Origin of the sequence: Thiorhodococcus mannitoliphagus (genome assembly GCF_010915725.1) — a bacterium.
In the GTDB taxonomy this organism is placed as follows: Bacteria; Pseudomonadota; Gammaproteobacteria; order Chromatiales; family Chromatiaceae; genus Thiorhodococcus; species Thiorhodococcus mannitoliphagus.
In genome coordinates, this window is the sequence record NZ_JAAIJR010000096.1 from 1 (window position 1) to 22227 (window position 22227).

Annotated in this window: 18 protein-coding genes and 1 pseudogene; 17 read left to right on the forward strand and 2 right to left on the reverse strand. The window is 65.1% G+C overall.

Translation table 11 applies throughout. The annotated features are described in order from the left end of the window. Window positions 1-246 (forward strand): annotated as a pseudogene (locus G3480_RS18915) (chitin deacetylase); the annotation flags it as partial. A 389-nt stretch (window positions 247-635) separates the two neighbouring features. On the opposite strand, the gene G3480_RS18920 reads toward G3480_RS18915, so the two are convergent. Further along, on the reverse strand, window positions 636-1685 hold the full coding sequence (locus G3480_RS18920) for an AraC family transcriptional regulator (protein WP_164655449.1): 1050 nt from the start codon (window positions 1683-1685) through the stop codon (window positions 636-638). Between the two features lie 253 nt (window positions 1686-1938). Between G3480_RS18920 and G3480_RS18925 the strand changes: the two genes are divergently transcribed. The 16 genes from G3480_RS18925 to G3480_RS19000 all read left to right on the forward strand — a co-directional run bounded on the left by G3480_RS18925 (window position 1939) and on the right by G3480_RS19000 (window position 20994). Then, window positions 1939-2535: a rhodanese-like domain-containing protein gene (locus tag G3480_RS18925; RefSeq protein WP_164655450.1), complete on the forward strand. Its 597-nt coding sequence runs from the start codon at window positions 1939-1941 to the stop codon at window positions 2533-2535. Between the two features lie 44 nt (window positions 2536-2579). After that, complete coding sequence (locus G3480_RS18930; RefSeq protein ID WP_164655451.1) at window positions 2580-3383, forward strand: DUF3313 domain-containing protein; 804 nt, start codon at window positions 2580-2582, stop codon at window positions 3381-3383. A 90-nt stretch (window positions 3384-3473) separates the two neighbouring features. After that, window positions 3474-3827 carry a potassium channel family protein gene (locus G3480_RS18935; protein ID WP_164655452.1) on the forward strand — a complete coding sequence of 118 codons (354 nt, stop codon included), beginning with the start codon at window positions 3474-3476 and terminating at the stop codon, window positions 3825-3827. Window positions 3828-3952: 125 nt separating this feature from the next. After that, on the forward strand, window positions 3953-5014 hold the full coding sequence (locus G3480_RS18940) for an HlyD family secretion protein (protein ID WP_164655453.1): 1062 nt from the start codon (window positions 3953-3955) through the stop codon (window positions 5012-5014). Beyond that, on the forward strand, window positions 5004-6086 hold the full coding sequence (locus tag G3480_RS18945; protein WP_164655454.1) for a DUF2955 domain-containing protein: 1083 nt from the start codon (window positions 5004-5006) through the stop codon (window positions 6084-6086). Before G3480_RS18940 ends, G3480_RS18945 begins: the two co-directional genes overlap by 11 nt. A 132-nt stretch (window positions 6087-6218) precedes the next feature. Beyond that, complete coding sequence (gene zwf, locus G3480_RS18950) at window positions 6219-7592, forward strand: glucose-6-phosphate dehydrogenase (protein ID WP_164655455.1); 1374 nt, start codon at window positions 6219-6221, stop codon at window positions 7590-7592. Window positions 7593-7617: 25 nt separating this feature from the next. Next, on the forward strand, window positions 7618-7914 hold the full coding sequence (locus G3480_RS18955) for a hypothetical protein (protein WP_164655456.1): 297 nt from the start codon (window positions 7618-7620) through the stop codon (window positions 7912-7914). Further along, window positions 7911-10067 carry a molybdopterin-containing oxidoreductase family protein gene (locus G3480_RS18960; RefSeq protein ID WP_164655457.1) on the forward strand — a complete coding sequence of 719 codons (2157 nt, stop codon included), beginning with the start codon at window positions 7911-7913 and terminating at the stop codon, window positions 10065-10067. The genes G3480_RS18955 and G3480_RS18960 overlap by 4 nt, the downstream gene beginning before the upstream one ends. Then, window positions 10064-10627 (forward strand): 4Fe-4S dicluster domain-containing protein, encoded by a 564-nt coding sequence (locus tag G3480_RS28540; RefSeq protein ID WP_164655458.1) that lies wholly within the window; start codon window positions 10064-10066, stop codon window positions 10625-10627. Before G3480_RS18960 ends, G3480_RS28540 begins: the two co-directional genes overlap by 4 nt. A gap of 887 nt (window positions 10628-11514) precedes the next feature. Continuing rightward, on the forward strand, window positions 11515-13671 hold the full coding sequence (locus G3480_RS18970; protein WP_240905920.1) for an FAD-dependent oxidoreductase: 2157 nt from the start codon (window positions 11515-11517) through the stop codon (window positions 13669-13671). Further along, window positions 13668-14540: a bile acid:sodium symporter family protein gene (locus tag G3480_RS18975; RefSeq protein ID WP_164655460.1), complete on the forward strand. Its 873-nt coding sequence runs from the start codon at window positions 13668-13670 to the stop codon at window positions 14538-14540. The genes G3480_RS18970 and G3480_RS18975 overlap by 4 nt, the downstream gene beginning before the upstream one ends. A gap of 257 nt (window positions 14541-14797) precedes the next feature. Next, on the forward strand, window positions 14798-16645 hold the full coding sequence (locus tag G3480_RS18980) for a SulP family inorganic anion transporter (protein ID WP_164655461.1): 1848 nt from the start codon (window positions 14798-14800) through the stop codon (window positions 16643-16645). Between the two features lie 215 nt (window positions 16646-16860). Then, window positions 16861-17745, forward strand: coding sequence for a polyphosphate kinase 2 (gene ppk2 / locus G3480_RS18985; protein ID WP_164655462.1), 885 nt, complete (start codon window positions 16861-16863; stop codon window positions 17743-17745). A gap of 129 nt (window positions 17746-17874) precedes the next feature. Beyond that, entirely contained in the window at window positions 17875-18153 is a 279-nt protein-coding gene (locus tag G3480_RS18990) for a hypothetical protein (protein ID WP_164655463.1), read from the forward strand. 31 nt (window positions 18154-18184) lie between these two features. Then, window positions 18185-19762, forward strand: a complete 1578-nt coding sequence (locus tag G3480_RS18995) for an alpha/beta hydrolase (RefSeq protein ID WP_240905919.1) — start codon at window positions 18185-18187, stop codon at window positions 19760-19762. A gap of 26 nt (window positions 19763-19788) precedes the next feature. Further along, entirely contained in the window at window positions 19789-20994 is a 1206-nt protein-coding gene (locus tag G3480_RS19000; protein ID WP_164655464.1) for a cation:proton antiporter, read from the forward strand. A 922-nt stretch (window positions 20995-21916) separates the two neighbouring features. Here the strand turns inward: G3480_RS19000 and G3480_RS19005 are convergent. Beyond that, on the reverse strand, window positions 21917-22227 hold a 311-nt coding region (locus G3480_RS19005; RefSeq protein WP_206171793.1), incomplete at its 5' end, for an ADP-ribosylglycohydrolase family protein.

The window sequence follows — 22227 nt, forward strand, 5'->3', positions numbered from 1 at the left end:
GCCACGGCCGCCGACTTCTTCACCCTGCTGCGCGACGCCTTCGATGTCCTCTGGGCGGAGGGCGCGGACCGACCCGCCATCATGAGCATCGGACTGCATGCCCGCATCAGCGGCCATCCGGCCCGTGCCGCAGCCGTCGCGCGGTTTCTGGACTATGCCGCGGCCCATGAGGGCGTATGGATCTGTCGTCGGCGCGAGATCGCCGAGCACTGGATCCAGCGCTTCGGCCGACCCGGTGATGAATGACGACGGGCATGGCGAGCGGCCCCCTCCTGAGAAGGACGGTGCGAGGGGGCTCTCCGCGGCGTGCCAAGCGGCTGAGGTGCTCGATGCGCGGAGCGCCCGGGATCGGTCTGACGCCTTTGGCCGCAGCCGATCGGCCGATCCGGGTTGCTCAGAGACTCGGGGCGGACCGAAATTGGCGAAAGTCGTCGTTGACGTAGTCACATGTGGCGTCCGCTCCATCCTGTTAGCGGAAAGTCCCGCTCGTTTCGCGAGTGACAAGTCACGACCCACTGCGGACACTCACCCGTTCGCCGCGAGCGACCGCTAAACGCCATTAAGCGGACCTCGAATTTGTTACCAAGTGTTCGGACGTTTCCTGAATCGCATTTTCCCACATGCGTTCCAGTACATTACTTCCTGCGCGATCTCGCAGCCTTGTGATTCTTGCGCCATTGGCCAGGCGTGATACCGCTCCAGCGCCGGAATGCGCGCGTGAAGGCACTCGCGTCGGCGTAGTCAAGTGTCTCGGCGATTTGGTGAACCTCCATTCGGGTGTCTTCGAGCATCTGCCGCGCGATCTCGAAGCGGCCCTCATCCAGGAGCGCCTGAAAGCTGGTGCCGCAGGCATTCAGGCGACGACTGAGTGTGCGACTATGGATAGAGAAGAGATTGGCGACCTGGTCTGATCTGGCTTGATCCGTCAGCAGTGCCGTCCGCAACACGCGCCGCACCTGTCCAGGCATGTCGTCGCCGTATTCGGTCTCGAGCGCATCAATCTGCGCCTGCAACAAGCAGCGTAGCTCGGGATCGGCCCCTGGCAAGGGGTGATTCAACCAATCGACTGGGAACACCACCGCGTTCAGCGCGGTATCGAAGAGCAACGGAGCTCCGAAAAAACTGCGAAAGGGACGTACGTCCTCCGGCTCGCGGTGAGCGAACCGAACCTCGGTCGGCTTCCATGCCGGGCCGCACAGCGTGCGCAGGATGTTGACCATGGCGGCCACTGCACCATCCCCGATCTGATCAGTTGCCACTGCGCCAGGTTCATAGATCTCGTAACTCAGAATCGCCAGGTTACCGTTCATCTCCAGGTTCACCACTGCGCCGCGGACGTGGAGATGCAAAAAGCGCACGAGGCTGCGTAAAGCCGTCCCTACGTCCGGCGAGTATTTCACCAGCAGGCCCATCAACCCCAGGGAATGCAGACCGGCCTGCTGGCCGACCAGCAGCCCCAGATGCTGGCAGCCGGTGCTGTCGACACAGTGCGCCAACAGACGGCTGCGCGCCGCGTAGGAAATCCGATTGTCAGGGTTGTCGAACAGGCCGAGGTCGAATCCAGCCTCGGCCAGCACCTCACCCGGGTTTGCCCCCAGGCTCCGGAGCACCGCCGGAAGTGCCATGGTGGCGCCGATACGAAGCTCAGTCTCCGCCTGTGTGGGTTCTGTTGGGCGTCGGGCCATGGGGACGGGGTGTCGACGACTGGATCGCGTTTGCCATCATAGGCATGCTTGTCAATAAAAGTCTATCAGATGTCTTGATGTGTCAATTTTCGTTGCAGACGAGGTGATAGAGTGGCATTCCAGCGTCGGTCGCAGGCATTGGTGACGACCTTCGTCCAGACAATCGATGTCGAGATGAAACGCACGCTGATTCCGAGGGGCGACTTGATGACGTCGCCACGCACAGCGCTCCGATCAATGAGAGGAATCGAAGATGAACCCAACGTGGCTATCGAGCCTCCTTGCTGGCACATTCCTGTTTGCTTCTATGGCGACGCTCGCGGCACCCGATTACAGCCAGCTTCCCGAGCGCAAGCAAACGACCCTTGGCCTTTACATGAGCGCGGCGGAGGCCTACGAGAAGTTGAAAGCCGCACCGGACAAGTTAACGCTCATCGATGTGCGGACCCCGGAAGAATACGCCTTTGTCGGTCACCCGGAGATGGCATGGAACATCCCCTTCGCCTTTGTCACCTATCAGAGGAAGGACGGCAAGACCGAATACGGTCCGAAGATGAACGCGAATTTTGTCAAGGAGGTTAAAGCATTCGTTGAGCCGACTGACACCGTGCTGCTCATTTGCCGCTCAGGCGACCGCAGTGCCAAGGCCGTCGACCTGTTGGCGGCTGCCGGCTTCGAGAACGTGTACACCGTGATTGACGGTTTCGAAGGCGACAAGGTGAAGGATCCCGACAGCGTCTTTGACGGGAAGCGGATGCGGAACGGCTGGAAAAACTCGGCCCCCTGGGTCTACGACATCGATCCGGAAAAACTCATCCTTGAAGAGTATGCATCCAAGGAGACGCAATAGTGCGACCTATGGGCCGGACTCGAGCCAACACAGAAGCGACGATCATGATCGATAATCGTTCCGCGATGGTGCGGCTGTCTTGCGTTATTGCCTTTGCCGCGGCGGCTCTGGTGAGCGGCTGCGCCACGGATTCCAGCCTCCTCGGCGACGGCACCAGCGTCACCGCCAGCGACCCGACCCGCGTGACGCAGAGCGGCTTCCTGTCGGACTACGGCCGCCTGGCCCCCGTCTCCTGGACGCAAGGCGTCCAGTGCTGGCGGCAGCCGAGCCTCAATGCCAAGCAATACGACAAGGTGCTGATCGCGCGGATCAAGGTCAGCCTGAAGCCCGGCCAGCAGGAGGCCGTCGACCCGACCGATCTGAAGATGCTGACGGACTATTTCCATGCGTCGCTTGTGAAGGCGCTGAAGCCGCAGATGCAGGTGGTCGATCAGTCGGGACCAGGGGTGCTCGCACTGCGTATCGCGCTGACCAATCTCGTCCCCACCGATGTGACCCGCAGCGTCGCAGGATCGGTGGTGCCCTACGGCTTCGTCGCCGAGGCGGGGTCCGGCGTGGCGACCGGCCGGCCCGCCGGCTCGACCCCCTATCTCGGCGAGACCGGCATGGAGATGCAGTTTGTCGACGGCGCCTCCGGAAAGATCCTGGCCGAGTGCCGCGATACCGAGGTCGGCCGTAAATACGCGGCCGACCTGGACGCCGGCGCCGCAGGCGCGGCGCAGACCTGGGCGAACGGGTACGTGAGCGCCTTCCAGGGCTGGTCCTATGCGAAAAACGCATTCGACAAATGGGCCGTGCTGACGGCCCAGCGCCTCGCCGCATTGCGTGGCGAGGGAGCGACGAAATAGGCAAGGACAAGGGGGCGGCGAACTAGGCTGAGACAAAGACGCGCCCATTCAGGGCTCGTCGTTGGTCTCGGTCGCGAGGGCTGCAAAACGATGCGCGATCTATTGCTGTTCGTAAACAACTTTTATGTGATCGCCCGCTTCGTTCGGCACGTCTTCGTGTTCCTGTGCCTGCTCCTGATGCTGTTGGGGCTCACGCTGGCCTGGGCGGAAGACTGGACCCTGGGGGACGCCGCCTATTTCACCTTGATCACCGGACTGACCGTGGGCTACGGCGACATCACGCCGGTGACGACCCTCGGCCGGATTGCCAGCGTCGCGTCGGCGATTATCGGCGTTGGCGCGACCGGCCTCTATGTCGCCATCGCCAGCAAGGCGGTCGCCACGGCGATTCGGGGCCAGCGCCTCAGTCGCGACACCAAGATTGCGGATGCCGATGTTGACTGACGGCCCCGCAGCGCGGCGCCGGCGGGCGGCATTCGGACCTGAGCCGGGTCACCTTCGCCTCCCTGATGTCTTTGCCGGATGCAGATGAGACCTGAAACAATCACACACCCATGGCAGGCCAACTGATGAAAACGACCACAAGACTCGTCACCCTCCTGGCACTGCTGCTGTTCGTCTGGTACCTGTTCGCCGACCGCATCACGCCCTACACGTCGCTCGCGCGGGTCAAGGCGATCGTGATCGAGGTGGTGCCGCAGGTCTCCGGCTACGTCGCCGCGCTGGCGGTAACCAACGCGCAGCTCGTCGAGGGCGGCGACCTGCTCGCCCGGATCGATCAGCGACCCTTCGCATTGGAAGTGGAGAAGGCGCGTTCCGCCCTGCAATCCGCGACCCAGTCCGTCGGCGCCAGCTCGTCCCAGGTCGAGATCGCCCAGGCCAATCTCACCCAGGCGGAGATCGGCCTCAAGAACACCGAGCTTCAGAGCGTGCGCATCTTCGAGCTCGACCGGAAGGGATTGGTCGCCAAGGCCAAGGTAGACGACATGCGCGCCGACCTGGCCGCCGCCGAGAGCAAAGTGGCCGGGGCGGGGGCGGATCTCGAAAAGGCGCGCCAACAGCTGGGCGACAAGGGAGCGGATAACCCGCAGATCCGCTCCGCCATCGCCCAGCTCGGCGAGGCGGAACTCAATCTGGAATGGACCGAGCTGCACGCGCCCTCGCGCGGTGTCGTGGTCGATCTGACGATCGGCGAGGGCACCTTTGCGAAGGCGGGCCAGGCGCTGATGAACCTCGTGTCCTTCGAGGAGGTCTGGGTCGAGGCCTATCTGACCGAGAACAACCTGGCGCGGGTGTCGGTCGGCGATCCGGTGGACATGGTGCTGGATCTCTATCCGGGCCGGATCTTCAAGGGCGAGGTCAGCAGCATCACCAACGCCGCGTCCGTCGGCCCCGACTCGCCCGGCAGCCTGCCGAGTGTGCCGAAGGAGCAGGCCTGGCTGCGCGACCCACAGCGCTTTCCGGTGCGTATCCGCATGCTGGGCTATGAGATCGGCAGCGAGAACGCGGACATCCGGCGCAATCTCAACGGCCAGGCCAACGTCATCGTCTACACCGGGGACAACGGATTCCTGAACGCCTTGGGCGCGGTCTGGATCAGGCTGATCAGCTGGCTCTCCTATGCCTACTGAGCCGCCGACTGAGACCGGGCTGCCTGAGCCGGCGGACGACCAGGCCAGCGCGCGGCGCACCTGGGATCGCCGCGCGCTCCGGCTCGGCCTCGGCGTCACCCTCACCTTCGTCATCGCGCTCGCCTACGACTGGACGCTGGCCTATCTCGCGCCCATCTTTACCGCGCCCTTGCTGCAGGCGCCGAGGGCGCCGACCCCGCGCGCGGCGGTCGGCATCCTCCTGGTGACAGTCCTGATCATGGCCCTGTGCCTGGTCGCGGGAGGCGTGTCGCAAGCCTACCCGGCGCTCTTTCTGATCGCGCTCTTCCCCGCGCTGTTCTGGACCTTCCGCTCCGGTCTGCACGGTGGCTCGTCCTTGGTGATGATCCTACTGCTGGTCGGCTTGATGCTGGTGCCGATGGTCGCGAACACCACGGTCGAGATCACGCGGGATGTCGCCGGCTCGTTCGTCGGCAACATCGGCATCTCACTGGCGGTGACGCTGCTCCTCTTCGCCCTGATTCCGCCACTGCCGACCGAGCCGGCACCGGCTCCGAAGCCGGTCTTGCCGACTGCCGAGGTGACCCGGCGTGCCTGGATCCTGACGACCATCACCGGCTCCTACGCGGTCGCCTACTTCAGCTTCGGCTGGACCAACGTCCACACACCCATCTACATCGCCATCTACGCGTTCAGCGCCAACTTGGCGCGTGGTCTGACCGTCACCAAGGGCATCCTCGCGGCCAATGTCGCGGCGGGTCTGGTCACCTTGGTGATGTACCAGCTCACCGTCATGGCGCCGCACTTTCCGTTCATTGCAACGATGACACTGGCCGTCATCCTGGTCCTCGCCCGCATGATTACGTCCGATGCGCCCTGGGCGCCGCTGGCTGGGTTTGCCCTGAGCGTGGTGATGATCCTCTACGGCGAATCGATCATCCCCTTCAGCGACGCAGGTGGCGCCAACTTCGCCGACCGCTTGGGCGAGCTCGGCATGGCGGCGATCTACGCCGTCGCTGCGCTCTATGTGCTCGATGCGTATTTTCCCCAGAAACAGGCGGGGGTCGGGAGAATGCCAGACCCAAGCGGCTAACATCCGCGATGATGCAGGCGTCGTTCCGTCACTCATAGGATGAAAACACAAAACCAAAAGACAGAGGCCCCGTCGGCGATGCGCTTCCAGTTCGGCGGTCACAATGAAAATCCCGCGCAATAGGCCGATCCAATGAGCAACACCCAATCCGACGCCCTGGTCTTCTTCGGCGCCACCGGAGACCTCGGCTACAAGAAGATCTTCCCGTCGCTGCAGGCGATGATCCAAAGGGGCAGCCTAGACTGCCCGGTGATCGGCGTTGCTAAGGCCGGCTGGACCCTGGAGCAGATGCGCGAGCGGGCGCGGGACAGCCTGGAGCGGCATGGCGGGCTCGACCCGGACGCCTTCGCGCGGCTCTGCGAGCTGCTGCGCTACGTCGATGGGGACTACCAGGACGCTGCCACCTTCACCGCACTCAAACACGCGCTGGGCGAGGCGCGCCGCCCGGCGCACTACTTGGCCATCCCGCCGGTGCTGTTCGGGACAGTGATCGAGCAGCTCGGCGCCTCCGGCTGCGCCGGTGATGCCCGCGTCATCGTCGAAAAGCCGTTCGGCACGGACCTCGCCTCCGCCCGCGCGCTGAATCAGGTCCTGCACGAGCAGTTCCCGGAGCCGGCGGTTTTTCGCATCGACCACTACCTGGGCAAGCGGCCGGTGATGAACCTGCTGTACTTCCGCTTCGTCAACGCCCTGCTGGAGCCGTTCTGGAACCGCAACCACGTCGAGAGCGTGCAGATCACCATGGCCGAGGACTTCGGCGTGCAGGGCCGCGGCGCCTTCTACGACGGGGTCGGAACGCTGCGCGACGTAATCCAGAATCACCTGTTTCAACTGTTGTGCAACTTTGCCATGGAGCCGCCGGCGCGCCGCGACAGCGAGTCGATCCGCGACGAGAAGGTCAAGGTGCTCAAGGCCATTGCGCCGATCGCGCCTGAGCACCTGGTGCGCGGGCAGTTCACGGGCTACCGGACCGAGCCGGGGGTGGCGGCGGACTCCACCACCGAGACCTTCGCTGCGTTGCGCATGGACATCCGCTCGCCGCGCTGGGAGGGCGTGCCCTTCTATATCCGCGCCGGCAAGTCTCTGCCGGCGACCTGCACCGAGTGTCTGGTGCGCTTCCGTCGCTCGCCCACCTGCTACGCGGACCTGGCCTCCGCCCCCAACCACCTGCGCTTTCGCATCAGCCCGCGGGTGCAGTTCGCGCTCGGCATGCTAATTCGGGCGGACGACGAGACCATGACCGGCTCGGTCAGGGAGCTGGCCGGCGAGCCCACCCCCATCAGCGACGAGAAGGACGCCTACGAGCGGGTGCTCACCGATGCAATGGCGGGCGACGCCACCCTGTTCGCCCGCGAAGACTACGTCGAGGAGGCCTGGCGCATCGTCGATCCGGTGCTGAGTAGCATGACCCCGGTGTACGACTATGCCGTCGGCACCTGGGGGCCCACCGAGGCGGACGGGATCGCCCCCGCGGGCGGCTGGCATGACCCGGCGGCCACCCAATGACCCACCGAACACCCAAGAGAAGGGCATGCTACCGATGAACGATCAATCGACAAAAAAGCCGACCACGGTCAGCCTCGCCGATGAGGAAGGGGTCAAGCAAATCCTGACCGACACGCCGCTGGTCTTCACTGGGCACATGTGGCAGGGCCTAGTGGATTGGGCTGCGGAGTGGATGCTGCGGCCGGGGTTCGAGCTGGCCAATGCCGCGGATATGCAGATCCCGCAATGCGTCGAGAACGTCGACCAAGCCATCGCCATCATCCAGGCAGCCCACGCGCGCTGGGAGGCGGACGGCCAACTAACACCCGAGAGCACGCGATGAATGCAGCCATGGCACCCAATGCCCAAGGCGTCGGAACCCCCGGTCGACGCACCGTTTACAGCCTGTGCGGCATGTGCGCCGTGCGCTGCCCAATGGAGGTGACGGTCGAGGATGGCCGCGCCACCTGGCTGCAGGGCAACCCCCATGATGTGGCAATCGGCGCCAGTCTATGCGCCAAGGGCGCCGCCGGGCTTGCGCTGGAGGCCGACGACGAGCGGCCGCAGACACCGCTGATACGCCTCGGCGAGCGCGGCGAGGGGCGCTGGCGCCGGGCCTCCTGGGACGAGGCCCTGGATTACATCGCCGAGAAGCTCCAGGAAACCATGGCCGAGCATGGCTCGCGCGGCATTGCCCTGTCCGATCGCGGCGGTCCCTTCGTCGATCTGACCAGGACCTTCGTGACCGCGCTGGGCTCGCCCAACTACTTCAACCACGACGCCACCTGCGGCGGCAACGTGCACAACGCCGCCCGCGCCACCTATGGCTTCAGCCACGCCGGGCTGATCCCGGACCTGATGCGCACCAAGCACCTGGTCCTGTACGGGCGCAACATCATCGAATCCCTGATGGTCAAGGAGGCCAAGGGCTTCATGGCGGCCGTGTCCCGCGGCATGCGGGTGACCTACATCGACCCTCGCGCTAGCAAGACCGCCTGCAAGGCCAGTCGCTATTGGCAAGTCCGCCCGAACAGCGACTATGCGCTAAATCTGGCGCTGATCCACGAGATCCTGAAACGCGAGTGCTACGACAAGGCATTTGTCGACCGCTTCGTGTTGGGGATGGACGTTCTGCGCAAGGCGGTAAAGGACAGCACGCCCGAGTGGCAGGCACCCCATACCGGCATCCCGGCCGCGGAACTGCGCGCCTTCGTCGACGAGATCGCTGGCCAGATGCCGCATGTGCTGTTCAATCCGGGCTGGATGACGGCGCGGCACAAGCAGTCGTTCCAGGTCAGCCGCACCGCATTGATCCTGAACGCCCTGATGGGCAATCTGGAGTGCCCCGGCGGCTACATCATCGCCAAGCCGCCGGAGTATTACGGCCGCAAGAGTCTGCAAGCGCTGACGACGCGCGTGCCCAAGGTCACCGAGCCACGGGTGGACGGGGCCGGCACCACGCGGCCCACCTGGGACCCGTCCATCGGCATGTTGCACCAGTTGTTCGCCGCCATGGAGACCGGGCAGCCCTATGGGATCGGCGCCTACATCGCCTATCGCCACGACCCGCTCACGGCCATGCCCGACACCGAGGCGCTGAAACGGGCGCTGGACAAGCTCAATCTGCTCGTCTCGATCGACGTGCGCTACTGCGAGACCGGTTGGTACGCGGACGTTATTCTGCCTGAGTCCACCTATCTGGAGCGCGCCAACATCCTGACGCAGCTCCCAGGCCCGGTGCCGGTGATGCTGATGCGCGACCAGGCGGTGGCGCCGCGCTTCGACAGTCGCCCAGCCTGGTGGATTTTCCGGGAGATCCTGCGCCGTATGGGGCAGAAAGAGGCGCTGGACTTCGAGACCATCGAGGAGCTGTGGAACTGGCAGCTCGAGGGCACCGGGGTCACGGTGGCGGAGCTGCGCGAGACCGGCATCGTCCCGTTGGCCGAGGTGCCGCGCATCACGCCACGTGACAAGCTGCGCTTCCCGACCCCGTCGGGCAAGATCGAGATCGACAGTTCACTGCTCGCGGCCGCCGGGCTGCCGGTGCTGCCGCCCTACGAGCCCAGAGAGGCACCGACCGGCGATGCGTTCACGCTGCTGTTCGGCCGCCCACCGACCTTGGCCCACGGCCAGTCGCTGAATAACCCGCTGCTGAACGAGATCGCCCCGGAGCAGCAGGTCTGGCTGCACCCCGAGCGCGCCGCGGCCTTGGGCGTGCGCGACGGCGACATGGTGGAGATCAGCGGCGGCGCCTACAGCGGCCGTCTCAAGGCACATGTGACGCCCTGGATCCACCCGGAGGCGGCCTTCCTGCTGCACGGCTATGGAGCCACCGTGCCGGTGGCGACCCGCGCCCTCGGCAGGGGCATCGCCGACCAGCGTCTGCAGCACGGCAAGCTCTACGAGTTCGACCCTGCCGGCGGCGGCAACGCGCTCACCGAAACCATTGTCCGTATCCGGCCCGCGCCAGAGCACGAGCAGGAGGTGGCCCGATGAGCAAGTACGCACTTCGGCACGACGAGGCCAACTGCATCGGCTGCCAGGCCTGCGAGGTCCATTGCAAGACCAACAAGGGCTTGGGGCCCGGCCCCTCGCCGTGCAAGATCATCAGCTCCGGCCCCGTCGATGTCGGCGGGATGCCGCGGGAGCGGCACGTGTTCATGCCTTGCTTCCATTGCGAGGATGCCTGGTGCATCCACGCCTGTCCAACCGGGGCTATGCAGCGACGCGAGAAGGACGGCATCGTGCACATCGAGGCGACCCGCTGCATCGGCTGCAAGAGCTGCATCATGGCCTGTCCCTGGGGCACGCCGCAGTGGGACCCGGCGACGGGCAAGGTCGTCAAGTGCGACTACTGCATGGACCGCATCGATGCGGGCCTTAAGCCCGCCTGTGTCACCAAGTGCCTGACCGGTTGCCTGTCCTTTGGCCTGGCCAACGAGGTGCCCGACCCGCGCCGCGAGCGCTATGCGCGGCAACTGATGGCCGAGCCGCTGCCCGAATCCTCGGCGCACCAGACCCCCGACCGAATCCCGGACCCGCAGGTGCGGCCATGAGCGCGCTCGATCCGTCACGGGTGCGACTCCCCGACTGGCTGGATGCGGACGCCGCGACCCTCGCCGGTGCCTTGCCGCCGGCGCCGACCCTGGAGGCCGCATTGCCGGGTCTGACCCACGCCCGGGCGATGTCGCCGATGCAGCGGCTGGCGCTCTTGAAACACTCGGGTCTCGCCGAGTGCGGCGGTGCCGGCGAGCCGGTCTACCAAGCCTGGCGCCAGTTCCTGCGCGGTGCCCGCCCCGAGGGGCGGGACGGCTCGATGCTGGTGATCGACGCCACCGATCGCGACCCGCGCGTCCGCGGCTCGGCGGCGGTGCTCGGCGGCGCGCCCTGGCGGCTCGCCGAGGGTCTGCTGATCGCCATGGGGCTGCGCGACAGCAGCCGGATCGAGCTGTGGCTGCCGCCCGAGCTCAACGGCGCTGAGGCAGCCTTCCTGAACACGGTCGACGGCATCCGGACCCTGGCCCAAATCAGCGTGCCGCGGACCGAGATCGTTGTTCGGCGCGACTGCCGGCCCAGCTGCTGGGCCGAGCCGGCCGAGGTAGAGCACGCGGCTGGCGGCGCGCGCCTAGCGCACAGCCCCGAGACCTGGTGCCGCATCGCGCTGCTGTTCGCCGGTGTCACGGAAGGCGATGGCGCACTGCTGACGCTGCGCCGCGGCCTGCGCGAGCGCGGGCTGGTGGAACTCAAGTACGGCGGCAATCTGCAGGAGCAGATCGCGGGCTGGGGCGGCGATGGCCAAGGCGGCATAGAGGTCGACGGTGCCGATCCGGTGCTCGTCTTCGACGACGGCCTGGGCGGCTTCCTGCCGCTGTCCGCAGCCGATCGGGACGCCGACCCGCTGTCGCTGGCCGATGCCGGCGTCGTGCCGGCCCCGGCGAGCCTGATGGTGCTGGCCGATGGCGTCTGTCTGCTGCGCCAGACCCGGCGTGCGCTCTATCGACACTGGCTGCTCGCCGAGGACGAGGCGCCCGAGGTGCGCGGTCTGCTGGCGCGCGCCGCGCGCATCACCACCGAGATCAGCCTGGGCCGCGGAACGCCGGGGCAGCTCGCGGCCCTGGATGAGATTGCGCTGGAGCTGGGGGCGCGCGGGCTCGCCGCGGCCTGGACGCTGGGCAGCTCGCTCCAGCACTTCCGCGCCCAATGGGAGGCCCACGCCCGGCGCGAGTCCTGCCCGGAGGGCATCTGTATCGACCTTCTGCAACGGCACGCCGCGCCCTGCCACAACACCTGCCCGGCCAACATCGACATCCCGAGCTTCATCGCCCACCTCGGCCATGGCGACTATCGCGCCACCATCGAGGTGATCCGCCGCGACAACCCGCTGCCGCTCACCTGCGGACTGGTCTGCCCGGCCCCTTGCGAATCCGCCTGCGTGCGCGGCAGCGGCAACGGCGCGGTCTTCATCCGTCCGCTCAAGTCCAAGGCCGCCGAGCACTGCCTGGCCGAGGGCGGCTACCCGCGGCCCGAGATCGCAGCCGACACTGGCAAGCGCATCGGCATCATCGGCGCCGGCCCGACGGGCCTGACCGCGGCCTACTACTTGCGCCTAAAGGGCCATGCGGTGGAGATGTTCGAGGCCAAGGAGCACGCCGGCGGCCAACTGCGTTACGGCATTCCGGCCTACCGCCTGCCGCCGGACCTGCTGGAGCAGGAGATCGAGCAGATCCGCGTGCTCGGCATCCCGATCCACACTGGCGTGAAGATCGACAGCCTGGAGCGTTTCCGCCTGGACTACGACGCCGTGTTCATCGGCCTCGGCACCCAGGTCGCGCGCCTGCTGCCGATCGAAGGGGTCCATGAGCCCTTCGTGCTCGGCGGTCTCGACTTCCTGCACGCCGTGCGCGGTGGCGAGGCGGTGCATGTCGGGCCGCGGGTGGTGGTCATCGGCGGCGGCAACGTCGCCATCGACGTCGCGCTCACGGCCCTGCGTCAGGGCGCGCAGCATGTGGACCTGGTCTCGCTGGAGAAGCGCCGCGAGATGCCGGCCAGCCCCCACGAGATCGAGCTGGCCGTGGCCGAGGGCGTGCAACTGCATCCCGGTTGGGGTCCGCTGCGCATCGACGCCGAGGGCACGGCGGTGTTTCAGTTCTGCGAGCGGGTCAAGGACGACAGCGGTCGCTTCGACCCGCAGTTCGACGCCGGCCGACTGCTGACCCTGGAGGCCGATCAGGTGCTGCTCGCGACCGGCCAGGGCACCGACATTGCACTGCTCGAGGGCAGTGCGGTCGAGAGCCAGCGCGGCTTCGCGGTCGCCGACCCCAACACCAAGATGACCCGGGTACCCGGCGTCTTTGCCGGCGGCGACGGTCAGCATGGGCCGCGCACCGCGGTGGAGGCGATCCGCGCCGGCAAACTCGCGGCCGCCGGCATCGACGCCTATCTGCGCAGCGCGCCCATCGACCCTGCCGTCGGCCGACCGGTGCGCCGTGCCGAGGTCGTTCCGCTCGCGGTTGCCGCCCCCGACCGCACTCGATTGCGCCGGGCGAGCATGCCCGAGCGCAGCGTCGAGGAGACCGTGGGCAAGGGCAACTATGTCCGCATCGAGGCGGGACTGACCGACGCCATGGCCCACGACGAGGCCCGCCGCTGCCTGCGCTGCGATGTCTGCATCGGCTGCGGTCTGTGCATGGCCGCGTGCAGCGAGATGGGCGTGGAGGCCCTGCGCATGTCCGATACCCCGGCCGGGCGGCTCGCCTACCTGGACTTCCTGCGCCCGGCCGAGCACTGCATCGGCTGCGGGGCCTGCACCCAGGTCTGCCCGACCGGGGCCATCCGGCTGGAGGACCAGGACGGGCTGCGGCGGCTGATCATCACCGGTACCGTCGTCAAGGAGCACCCGCTGCTGCCGTGCAGCGAGGGCGGGCTGACCGCCTGGACCGCTGCCCACCGAGACTTCGTGCGCGCGCGCCTGCCGACGCACATGACGGACCTGCTGGAGCGTGGGCTGACCCCGGCGAGTGCGCGCGAACGCGGGGATCGACCAGGGTCCGCAACCCCGCGCAATGCCGCGTTCCCTCAACAGGTCGAGGAGCAACGATGATGCCGGAGAGTTTCGACCTTGCACTGAAGGTCGCGCTGGTCGTCTTCATGGCCGGCAACCTGCTGGACATGGGCCTGCGGCTCGACCCGCGCGCCGCACTCGGCGGGCTGCGCGATACCCGCTTCGTGATCTACACGCTGCTGTGGGGCTTCGTCCTGAGTCCGGCGCTGGCGGTCGGCGTCTCGCTGCTGATCCCGTTGGATCGAGCCTATGCGATCGGACTGATCCTGATGGGTCTGGCGCCCTGTGCGCCCTTCCTCCCCCCCATCGTCGACAAGGCCAAGGGGGATTTGGGCTATACGGCCGCGCTGATGCTGCTGACCGCGGTCGGCACCGTGGTCGTCATGCCGTTCGCCCTGCCGTTGCTGGTTCAGGGGCTCAGCGTCACGTCCTGGCAGATCGCCAGGCCGCTGTTGGCGATCATCCTGCTGCCGCTCGTGATCGGCATGCTGACGCGTCACTGGTCGGCGACCGGCGCGGCCAAGGTCCAGCCCGCAGTCAAGAAGATCACCGGTGTCGCGACCTTGGCCACCGCCGTGCTGCTCCTCGTCGTGTATGGCGAGGCCCTGTTCGACGTGCCGGGAAACCTCGCGGTGGCGGCCTTGCTGCTCTACTTCGTCGTGCTGGCCGTGCTGTCCTATTGGTTCGCCTTCGGCCTCGATTATCCAAAGCGCATCGTGCTCAGCACCGGCATGACGACGCGCAATCTCGGGGCGGCGATCGCGCCGCTGTTCGCGACCGGCGGCACCGATCAGCAGGCGATGATCATGGTGGTGCTGGGGCTGCCGATCATGGTGGCGGCAGCGCTGCTGGCGGCGCGCTGGTTCGGACGGGGTCGGCAGGGCGGCGCTGTTACCCATGGCGGCTGACCTACGCCGAGATCCGTTGTCGTGGCCGTCGTCGCAATTGCAAATCGCTTCCACGGAGATTTCCATGGGCGCGACTTCCAGCCTTGGACTGGTAAGGCAAGGATGGGATGACAGCGCGGCCTTGGCGATCTGCTCGCTAGAATTATGGTCGAGCCCAGTCGGTGTTTGAGCAACTCGGTGATGGTTCCGGATGCCGGTCGTCTTGAAGTGGCGTATCGACTGTCTGACTCGATCGATCTGAGGAGAGAATGACGTCTATGTCGCAAACACAATCCGCTCACGGGATGCGCCACCTGATTCAGCGCACGGCCCCCGGTTTGGTCGCGCTGGCGCAGTATCAGCCGGCCTGGTTGCCGAAGGACATCGCCGCCGGCCTGTCGGTGGCGGCCATTGCGCTGCCCGTCGGCATTGCCTACGCGGATCTGGCGGGTGTGCCGCCGATCGTCGGCATGTATTCGGCCATCTTTCCGTTGTTCGCATACGCGCTGTTCGGCTCGTCCCGGCAGTTGATGACCGGTCCGGACGCGGCGACCTGTATTCTGGTGGCGGCGACCCTGGCGCCGTTGGCGGGCGGCGATGCGGAACGTTACACGATGCTGCTGTTGGGGCTGACCCTGATGACCGGGCTGTTGTACGTGCTTGCGGGACTCGGCCGGCTCGGGTTCATGGCCAATTTTCTGTCGCAGCCGATCCTGACCGGCTATCTGAATGGGATTGCCCTGCTGATCATCGTCGGCCAGTTGCCCAAGCTGTTCGGCTACAGCGGCAGCAGTCCGGAGTTCTTGGGCAAGGTGCTGGAACTGTTCCAAGACTTCGACCAAAGCCACTGGCCGACCGCGCTGCTGGGCATCGCGATGTTGGCGATGCTGATCCTGGTGATGCGCTTTCTACCGCGGCTGCCGGGGGCGTTCGTGGTCGTGGTGGTGAGCATCTTGCTGGTGCATTGGCTCGGTCTGGATCAGGCCGGCGTAGCGGTGCTCGGCGACGTGCCGTCGGGTCTGCCGTCGCTGTCCTTGCCCAGCTTCGATGGCTCGGTGATCGGGGAACTGCTGGCCGACGCCGCTGGTTTGGTGTTGGTGAGCTTTACCAGTGGGGTGCTGACCGCGAAGAGCTTTGCCCGGCGCAACGGTTACGGCATCGATGCCAACCAGGAACTGGTCGCCTTCGGCGCTTGCAACCTGGCATCGGGACTGGCGCAGGGCTTCCCGGTGACCGGTGCCGATTCGCGCACGGCGGTGAACAACGCCATGGGCGGCAAGACGCAGTTGGTGGGCGTGGTGGCCGGCGGTGCGATGCTGCTAGTGGTGATCTTCATGACCGCGCCGCTCGCCTTTGTGCCGACGACGGCGCTGGCCGCGGTGATTTTGGTCTCGGCGGTGGGTCTGTTCGATTTCGCCGACCTGCGCGAACTGTATCGCACCAGCCGGCGCGAGTTTCTGATGTCGGTGGCGACCACGGCGGGTGTGCTGCTGTTGGGCGTGCTGCCGGGCGTGTTGCTGGCGGTCGCGCTATCGCTGATCTGGTTGCTCAGCGTGGGCTCTCGTCCGAATGACGCGGTGCTCGGCCGCGTCGCCGGGCGCAAGGGCTTTCACAGCGTCTCGGACTACCCGGACGCGAAGACCTTGCCCGGACTCGCGCTCTACCGCTTCGAGTCCAATATCGTGTTTTTTAACGCGGACTACTTCAAGTCGCGGGTTCTTGCCGTGGTCGCCGCGCAGCAGCCGCGGGTGCGATGGTTGGTGGTCGACGCCAGCCCGATCAATCTGGTCGACGTCACCGGTTTGCGCAAGGTTGATGAGTTGCGCGAGGAGCTTGCCCGAGCGGGCGTGACGTTGGCCGTCGTGCGGATGAAGCGTTACCTTGAGCGCTTCTTCGAGCCGGGGTTCGTGGAGGCGCGTCGAGCGGCGAGCGAGGTCCGACACTTCGACTCCGTCAAACTCGCGATCGATGCCTTCATTCAGGACCAAAAGGCCAAGGGGGTGGATTTGGGCGGCACATTCAGCGACGAGCAGACGACGCTCTCGCCGGCTTGGGACGACGCCATCGAGCCGCCCGCCAACGAGGAAGCGTCTCCGGTTCCGGCGTCGCCGGCGTCGGGCGCATGATGGGGTCTGGTTGCGAGAGTTTACGTAACTGTCAGCTTACCGCCCCATTGCGATCGCCGCTTTGGCAAGCTTAGGACCGATGATCGTTGTCGTAATCGTGGTCGGATAATCGATTACGACAACGGCAACGGCAACGACGAGGACAAACTCGACTCATCTGCAAACATTTGGCGCCCTCAAGCAATCTAGCAACACCCAGGAGGAGACTGCACGCAATGAATGACAAAACAGACGTTATCGACCAAGACGAGTCCCCCGAAAACGAGGCGCTGGCTGACGATACGCCGCCAGCCGAGATCAGATCCCCGAAGAAGCGCAAGCATGCGAAGAAGCTGAAGAACAAGAAATACCTGGAGGAGTTGAAAGAGCTGCATATCGAGCTGGTCAAGCTTCAGCAATGGGTCATCCACAAAGGGCTCAAGGTCTGTATCGTCTTCGAGGGTCGGGATGGCGCTGGCAAGGGCGGAGCCATCAAGGCGATCACCGAGCGGGTCAGCCCGCGGGTCTTCCGCGTCGTTGCGCTGCCGGCACCCACCGAGCGCGAGCAGTCGCAGATGTACATCCAGCGCTATATGCGTCATTTTCCCGCGGCGGGAGAGATCGTCATCTTCGATCGCAGTTGGTACAACCGCGCCGGGGTGGAGCGGGTCATGGGCTTCTGTACCGAGGAGCAGACCGAACGGTTTCTCGAGTTGGTGCCCATGACCGAGAAGGCGATGGTGGATTCCGGCATCATCCTGCTTAAGTATTGGCTGGAGGTGAGTCCGGAGGAGCAGACGCGACGCCTGGAGGGACGCATCGAAGACGGGCGCAAGACCTGGAAGCTCTCGCCGATGGATCTCAAGTCCTACAGTCGCTGGTATGACTACTCGCGGGCGCGCGATGCCATGTTCGCGGCTACCGACACCGATTTCGCACCCTGGTACGTCGCACCGTCCGACGACAAGAAGCGGGCGCGCCTAAACATCATCACCCACCTGCTCAAGCATATTCCGTACAAGAAGCTGCCCCACAAGAAGGTAGAGTTGCCGAAACGGCAGAAGGCGGGGGGCTATCGCGAGCCCGACTATCCGTTCAAGGTCATCCCCCAGGATTGCTGACCCCATGGAGCAGTCGGTCCTGGAAACCGAGCCATAGGCCGATTGCGCTCCAGTCGCGGTGAGGAACAGGCAATCCGGCACGCAACCGTCAACACACTCACAGGAGTCGACCATGACCCGGAGGACAAGATGACCGAAATCTCCCATGAAGATGGCGTGATCGTTACCCTTCTCGAGCGCTTCGAGCAGTTCCGGCTGCCGCGGGCGCTCGACATCAAGGCCAAGGTCGAGCGCGGCGAGCGACTCGACGATACCGATCTTGCACATCTCAACGAGGTGATGCGGGACGCAGAACAGATCAAGCGTTTCGTGGATAAGCGACCGGATCTCCAGTCGCTGTATACGCGCGCCGTGGGTCTCTACCAGGAGATCACCCGCAAGGCGCTCGAGAACGAGCAAGGTTCCTAAGCCGCGCTGTCAGCCCATGCAGCAGCCGCCGATGGTCGTGTTCTCTTTGAGCCTCTTCGTGCCGCCGTTGCGTCGCGCAGACTTCTTGAGCAGCATAGGCCCGCTGCTCGGCCCGACGCGCGTCGGGCCTGGCTGTAAATGTCGTGGCGGGTCTGGTCGTCTTAGAGGTGTACCAGCTCACCGTCGTGGCGCCGTACTTTCCGCTGGTGGCGACGTTGATGCTCGCATTGGAGCGCAGGTAAGAGGACCGATATCGAAGAAGCTTGCCAAGACCGTCGTCACGGCGCTTGCCGTCCTTCTGGTCGGCGGCTGTGCCACCAGCGCGCGTCAACTCATGCCGACGCCGACCCTCTACCAATTTCCGGGCGGGCAGCCGGTATTCGATCGGATTGATCAGTCCCGACAGACCCCGGACCTGGATCTGCTGTTCATCACGGACCGCGCCCCGCCGACGCCCTCGGACTTCGAGGCGCATGCTAAGGACACGGGCCCGTTGCTTTATGGCCAAGGACGTGCCCGGCACATCGCCTTTGGCTCTGCCGAGGTGAGCATCACGCCAGCGCTGGACTGGAACACGTTGCGCGAGCAGAGCCAGCTCGCCGAGCGTACCCGGGATGTCAATCTCGAGCTGAGCCAGGTGCGGCAACTGGGCGTGTTTCCCGAGGAGCCCTACCGGATCTATCGGGAGGACGATGGCAGGGTGGTCCGCGACCGTGCCGAACTTGCGCGCCACTTCGACGCCAAGGCCGAGCTGGAGCGCGAGGTCGAGCGGCGCCTCGAGCAGGCCCCAAAGAAGGAGGTCTTGCTCTACGTTCACGGATTCAATGAGACCTTTGCCACCGCCGCCTTCACCGCCGCTGAGCTTTGTCACTTCCTCGGCCGCGAGCAGGTCTGCGCCTTCTTCACCTGGCCGGCGTCGAGCACCGGCAATTTCCTGACTTCCTACACCACCACCACCGAGTCCGCCGACTACGCGGTCGCGCATCTCAAGAAGACCATCCGGATACTTGCAAATAGCCCCAGCGTCGAGCGCCTGCAGCTCCTCGCGCACAGCCGGGGCACGGCCCTGACCCTGCGCGCGGTCCAAGAGTTGGCGCTAGAGTCCATCGCCGCCGGCAAAGAGCCCAGAGACCAATACAAGATCGACAATCTGGTCCTGCTGTCACCAGATATCGACGTGGACATCGCCGGTCAGCAGATCACCAGCTTTCTCTCCGACCCGGAGCTGATGACGGTCTGGCCGGAGGGGCGGCTGCCCCGCGTTCTCCAAGGCCGCTTGACCATCTATGCCTCGCCCGAGGATCGTGCTTTGCTGGTCTCCCGCATCCTGTTCCGCAGTCGCAACCGGGTCGGTCAGCTGCGCCCGGAGGACATCCCGGATAAGGCTCAACGTTATTTTGAAGCGGTCGGTCACATCGACGTCATCACCTACGAAGGCAAGCGCTCGGACCTGTTCGGCCACTCCTATTTCATCACCAATCCGCAGGTCAGTTCCGACCTGATCCAGTTGATTCGCTACGGCAAACAGTTAGGCAAGCCTGGCCGGGAGCTGATCAAGACCAGTCGGGTTACCTGGGAGTTTCCGGTGGACGGTGACCCTGCACGCTAGCCATCACGCCCTCTCTCGCTGAGACAATGTACGAAAACCTGTCCATCCTCGCCGCCTTCGTCTTCCTCTACAGCGTCGTCGCTGGCCGTCTGGAACGAACGCCGATCAACGGCGCGTTGGTATTCACCGCGTTCGGCCTCGCACTCGGGCCGATGGGTATCGATCTGCTGCACCTGAACGTCGACACCGAGGGCCTGCGCTCCCTGGCGGAACTCACCTTGGCACTGGTGCTGTTCACCGACGCCTCGAACGCCAACCTCGGTGTATTGGAGCGCAGTATTCGCATCCCGCGACGTCTGCTGTTGATCGGCCTGCCGCTGACCATCCTGCTCGGTTTCGGCGTCGGCGTACTGGTGTTCGATGGCCTGGGGCTGTTGGAGATCGCGATCCTCGCAACCATGCTGGCGCCGACCGATGCCGCACTCGGCAAGGCGGTGGTCACTGCTGAATCGGTCCCGCCCAAGATCCGCGAGGGGCTGAACGTCGAGAGCGGCCTGAACGACGGCATCTGCGTGCCCATCCTGTTCGTCTTCCTGGCGCTGGTGGCCGGCACCAACGCGCATGACAGCACCGGGGCGCTCGCCCTGCATCTGCTGGCCGAGGAGATCGGCATCGGCGTCGCGGTCGGCATCGGGCTGACGTTGGTCGGCGCCTGGCTGCTGAAGCTGTGCGTCGACCGGGGCTGGGTGACCGAGACCTGGCGCCAGTTGCCCGTTGTCGCGTTGGCGACGGCCTGCTTCGCCCTGGCGCAGACACTGGGCGGCAGCGGTTTCATCGCCGCCTTCGCCGGTGGCCTACTATTCGGCTGGTCGACGAAGTCGCACAAACACGCGCTGCTGCTGGCCGCCGAAGGAACCGGTGACACCCTGGCGCTGCTGACCTGGGTGGTGTTCGGCGCCGCGGTGGTCGGCCAGGCCGTCGGCGGATTCAGTTGGGCGGTCGTGCTCTACGCCCTGCTCAGCCTGACTCTGATCCGCATGTTGCCGGTGTTCCTGGCGCTATCCGGCACCGGCCTGCGCAAGGACGAGAAGCTTTTCATGGGTTGGTTCGGCCCGCGCGGCCTGGCCAGCATCGTGTTCATCGTGATCGTGCTGGGTGAAAACCTGCCCGGCGCACAGACCCTGAGCAGCATCGTGGTGTGCACGGTGGTGCTGAGCATCATCGGTCATGGCCTCAGTGCCAACCCGCTGGTTACCGCGCTCGCGCGTCGGAGACAGTCAACCGGTTTGTAGAAACTACGTGTATCAGCTACCAGCCGTGAGACGGGGCGTTGTCAAGAAGGTTCCCCGAGTAACAGGGGTTCCCGCCCTGAAAGTAAATATTCGGTCACGCCTCCCTGAAATACCTTATATCTTTGATATAAAAAGATATTTACATTAAAAGTTTACGAAAGCGTAATTTTCAAGCAACTGATAATAAAGGACTTTTAGAGCAAGCGGGAATCGCTGCCCGAGTAGGCCAGTTGTGTTTCGACAGGGTCCAAAGACCATTAAACTACCCTTGACTAGGACACATTTCTTCGGCCTCTTGGTGGCGAATGTTCTGAATGATGCTCCGCTCGTTCAGACCAATGCTGTTCAGACAGCCTTCCCCCCCTCTCGTCCGATAATAGAATCCTGTATAGCACCTCCTCCGTCCAAGACATCCCTTGAGCTTCCGTGTCGCTGCGAGCAACCGGCTTGAGGGCATACCCGGCTGCCGGCCGGGCGAACTCAGTTGTGGATCATCGCCGAAGACCAGTACCACCCATTCACGGTTTTAGCGTCCGGATTTCGGACAAACCGGACGCTGCCGGCGTTGCCTTGAGTGACAGCATTGGGTCGTGAACTGTCACTCGCGAAACGAAAGGGACTTTCCGCTAACAGGATCGATGAGTCACTGACCTTCGATCGGTCGGTGACTGCTGATGGGGCGTAGGAGTCACCGCGCCAAGCAGGTCGAGTGACAACTCCCCGCATCCAAGAGACGCTAACGTGAGTTTCTCGAGTAACGGATGTGGGCCGAATCCGGGCCGTCGCCACATCAGGGCCCAGACCAGGGATGACCGATTGCGGCTACGGGGAAACCCGACGGCGACAGAGGCTTCAAACGCGCTGTAACCGCCATAACCGCCATAACCGCCATAACCGCCATAACCGCCGGCAGCGTCCGGGCTCAATCAATGAGGCGATCGGAAAGCGCGCGGAATCGATCGGCCATCGCATCAATCTCCTCGGCGCGGGCGTGACAGGCCCGCCAGTTCGCGGGGATGGCCTCTCCGCCATAGTAGGCCCCGGCGAGCTGGCCATAGATGGCTCCGGTGGTATCGACGTCCTCGCCCAGGTTGACCGCTCGCAAGGCCCCATCCCGGAAGGTCTCGGTAGTCGCAAAGGTCCAGAGCGGCGCCTCCAATGCGTGCACCACATAGCCTGTGCCCCGGATGGCCGGGGGCTGCCGCTCCTTGAAGCGTCCGGCGGCAATGGCAT

Coding starts and splice junctions, on each gene's coding strand:
- G3480_RS19000 (WP_164655464.1), top strand. CDS start 19,789: ATGTACGAAAACCTGTCCATCCTCGCCGCCTTCGTCTTCCTCTACAGC.
- G3480_RS18920 (WP_164655449.1), bottom strand. CDS start 1,685: ATGGCCCGACGCCCAACAGAACCCACACAGGCGGAGACTGAGCTTCGT.
- G3480_RS18945 (WP_164655454.1), top strand. CDS start 5,004: ATGCCTACTGAGCCGCCGACTGAGACCGGGCTGCCTGAGCCGGCGGAC.
- G3480_RS18995 (WP_240905919.1), top strand. CDS start 18,185: ATGGTCGTGTTCTCTTTGAGCCTCTTCGTGCCGCCGTTGCGTCGCGCA.
- G3480_RS18990 (WP_164655463.1), top strand. CDS start 17,875: ATGACCGAAATCTCCCATGAAGATGGCGTGATCGTTACCCTTCTCGAG.
- G3480_RS18940 (WP_164655453.1), top strand. CDS start 3,953: ATGAAAACGACCACAAGACTCGTCACCCTCCTGGCACTGCTGCTGTTC.
- G3480_RS18970 (WP_240905920.1), top strand. CDS start 11,515: ATGGTGCTGGCCGATGGCGTCTGTCTGCTGCGCCAGACCCGGCGTGCG.
- G3480_RS18980 (WP_164655461.1), top strand. CDS start 14,798: ATGTCGCAAACACAATCCGCTCACGGGATGCGCCACCTGATTCAGCGC.
- G3480_RS18975 (WP_164655460.1), top strand. CDS start 13,668: ATGATGCCGGAGAGTTTCGACCTTGCACTGAAGGTCGCGCTGGTCGTC.
- G3480_RS18955 (WP_164655456.1), top strand. CDS start 7,618: ATGCTACCGATGAACGATCAATCGACAAAAAAGCCGACCACGGTCAGC.
- G3480_RS18930 (WP_164655451.1), top strand. CDS start 2,580: ATGATCGATAATCGTTCCGCGATGGTGCGGCTGTCTTGCGTTATTGCC.
- G3480_RS28540 (WP_164655458.1), top strand. CDS start 10,064: ATGAGCAAGTACGCACTTCGGCACGACGAGGCCAACTGCATCGGCTGC.
- G3480_RS18925 (WP_164655450.1), top strand. CDS start 1,939: ATGAACCCAACGTGGCTATCGAGCCTCCTTGCTGGCACATTCCTGTTT.
- zwf (WP_164655455.1), top strand. CDS start 6,219: ATGAGCAACACCCAATCCGACGCCCTGGTCTTCTTCGGCGCCACCGGA.
- ppk2 (WP_164655462.1), top strand. CDS start 16,861: ATGAATGACAAAACAGACGTTATCGACCAAGACGAGTCCCCCGAAAAC.
- G3480_RS18960 (WP_164655457.1), top strand. CDS start 7,911: ATGAATGCAGCCATGGCACCCAATGCCCAAGGCGTCGGAACCCCCGGT.
- G3480_RS18935 (WP_164655452.1), top strand. CDS start 3,474: ATGCGCGATCTATTGCTGTTCGTAAACAACTTTTATGTGATCGCCCGC.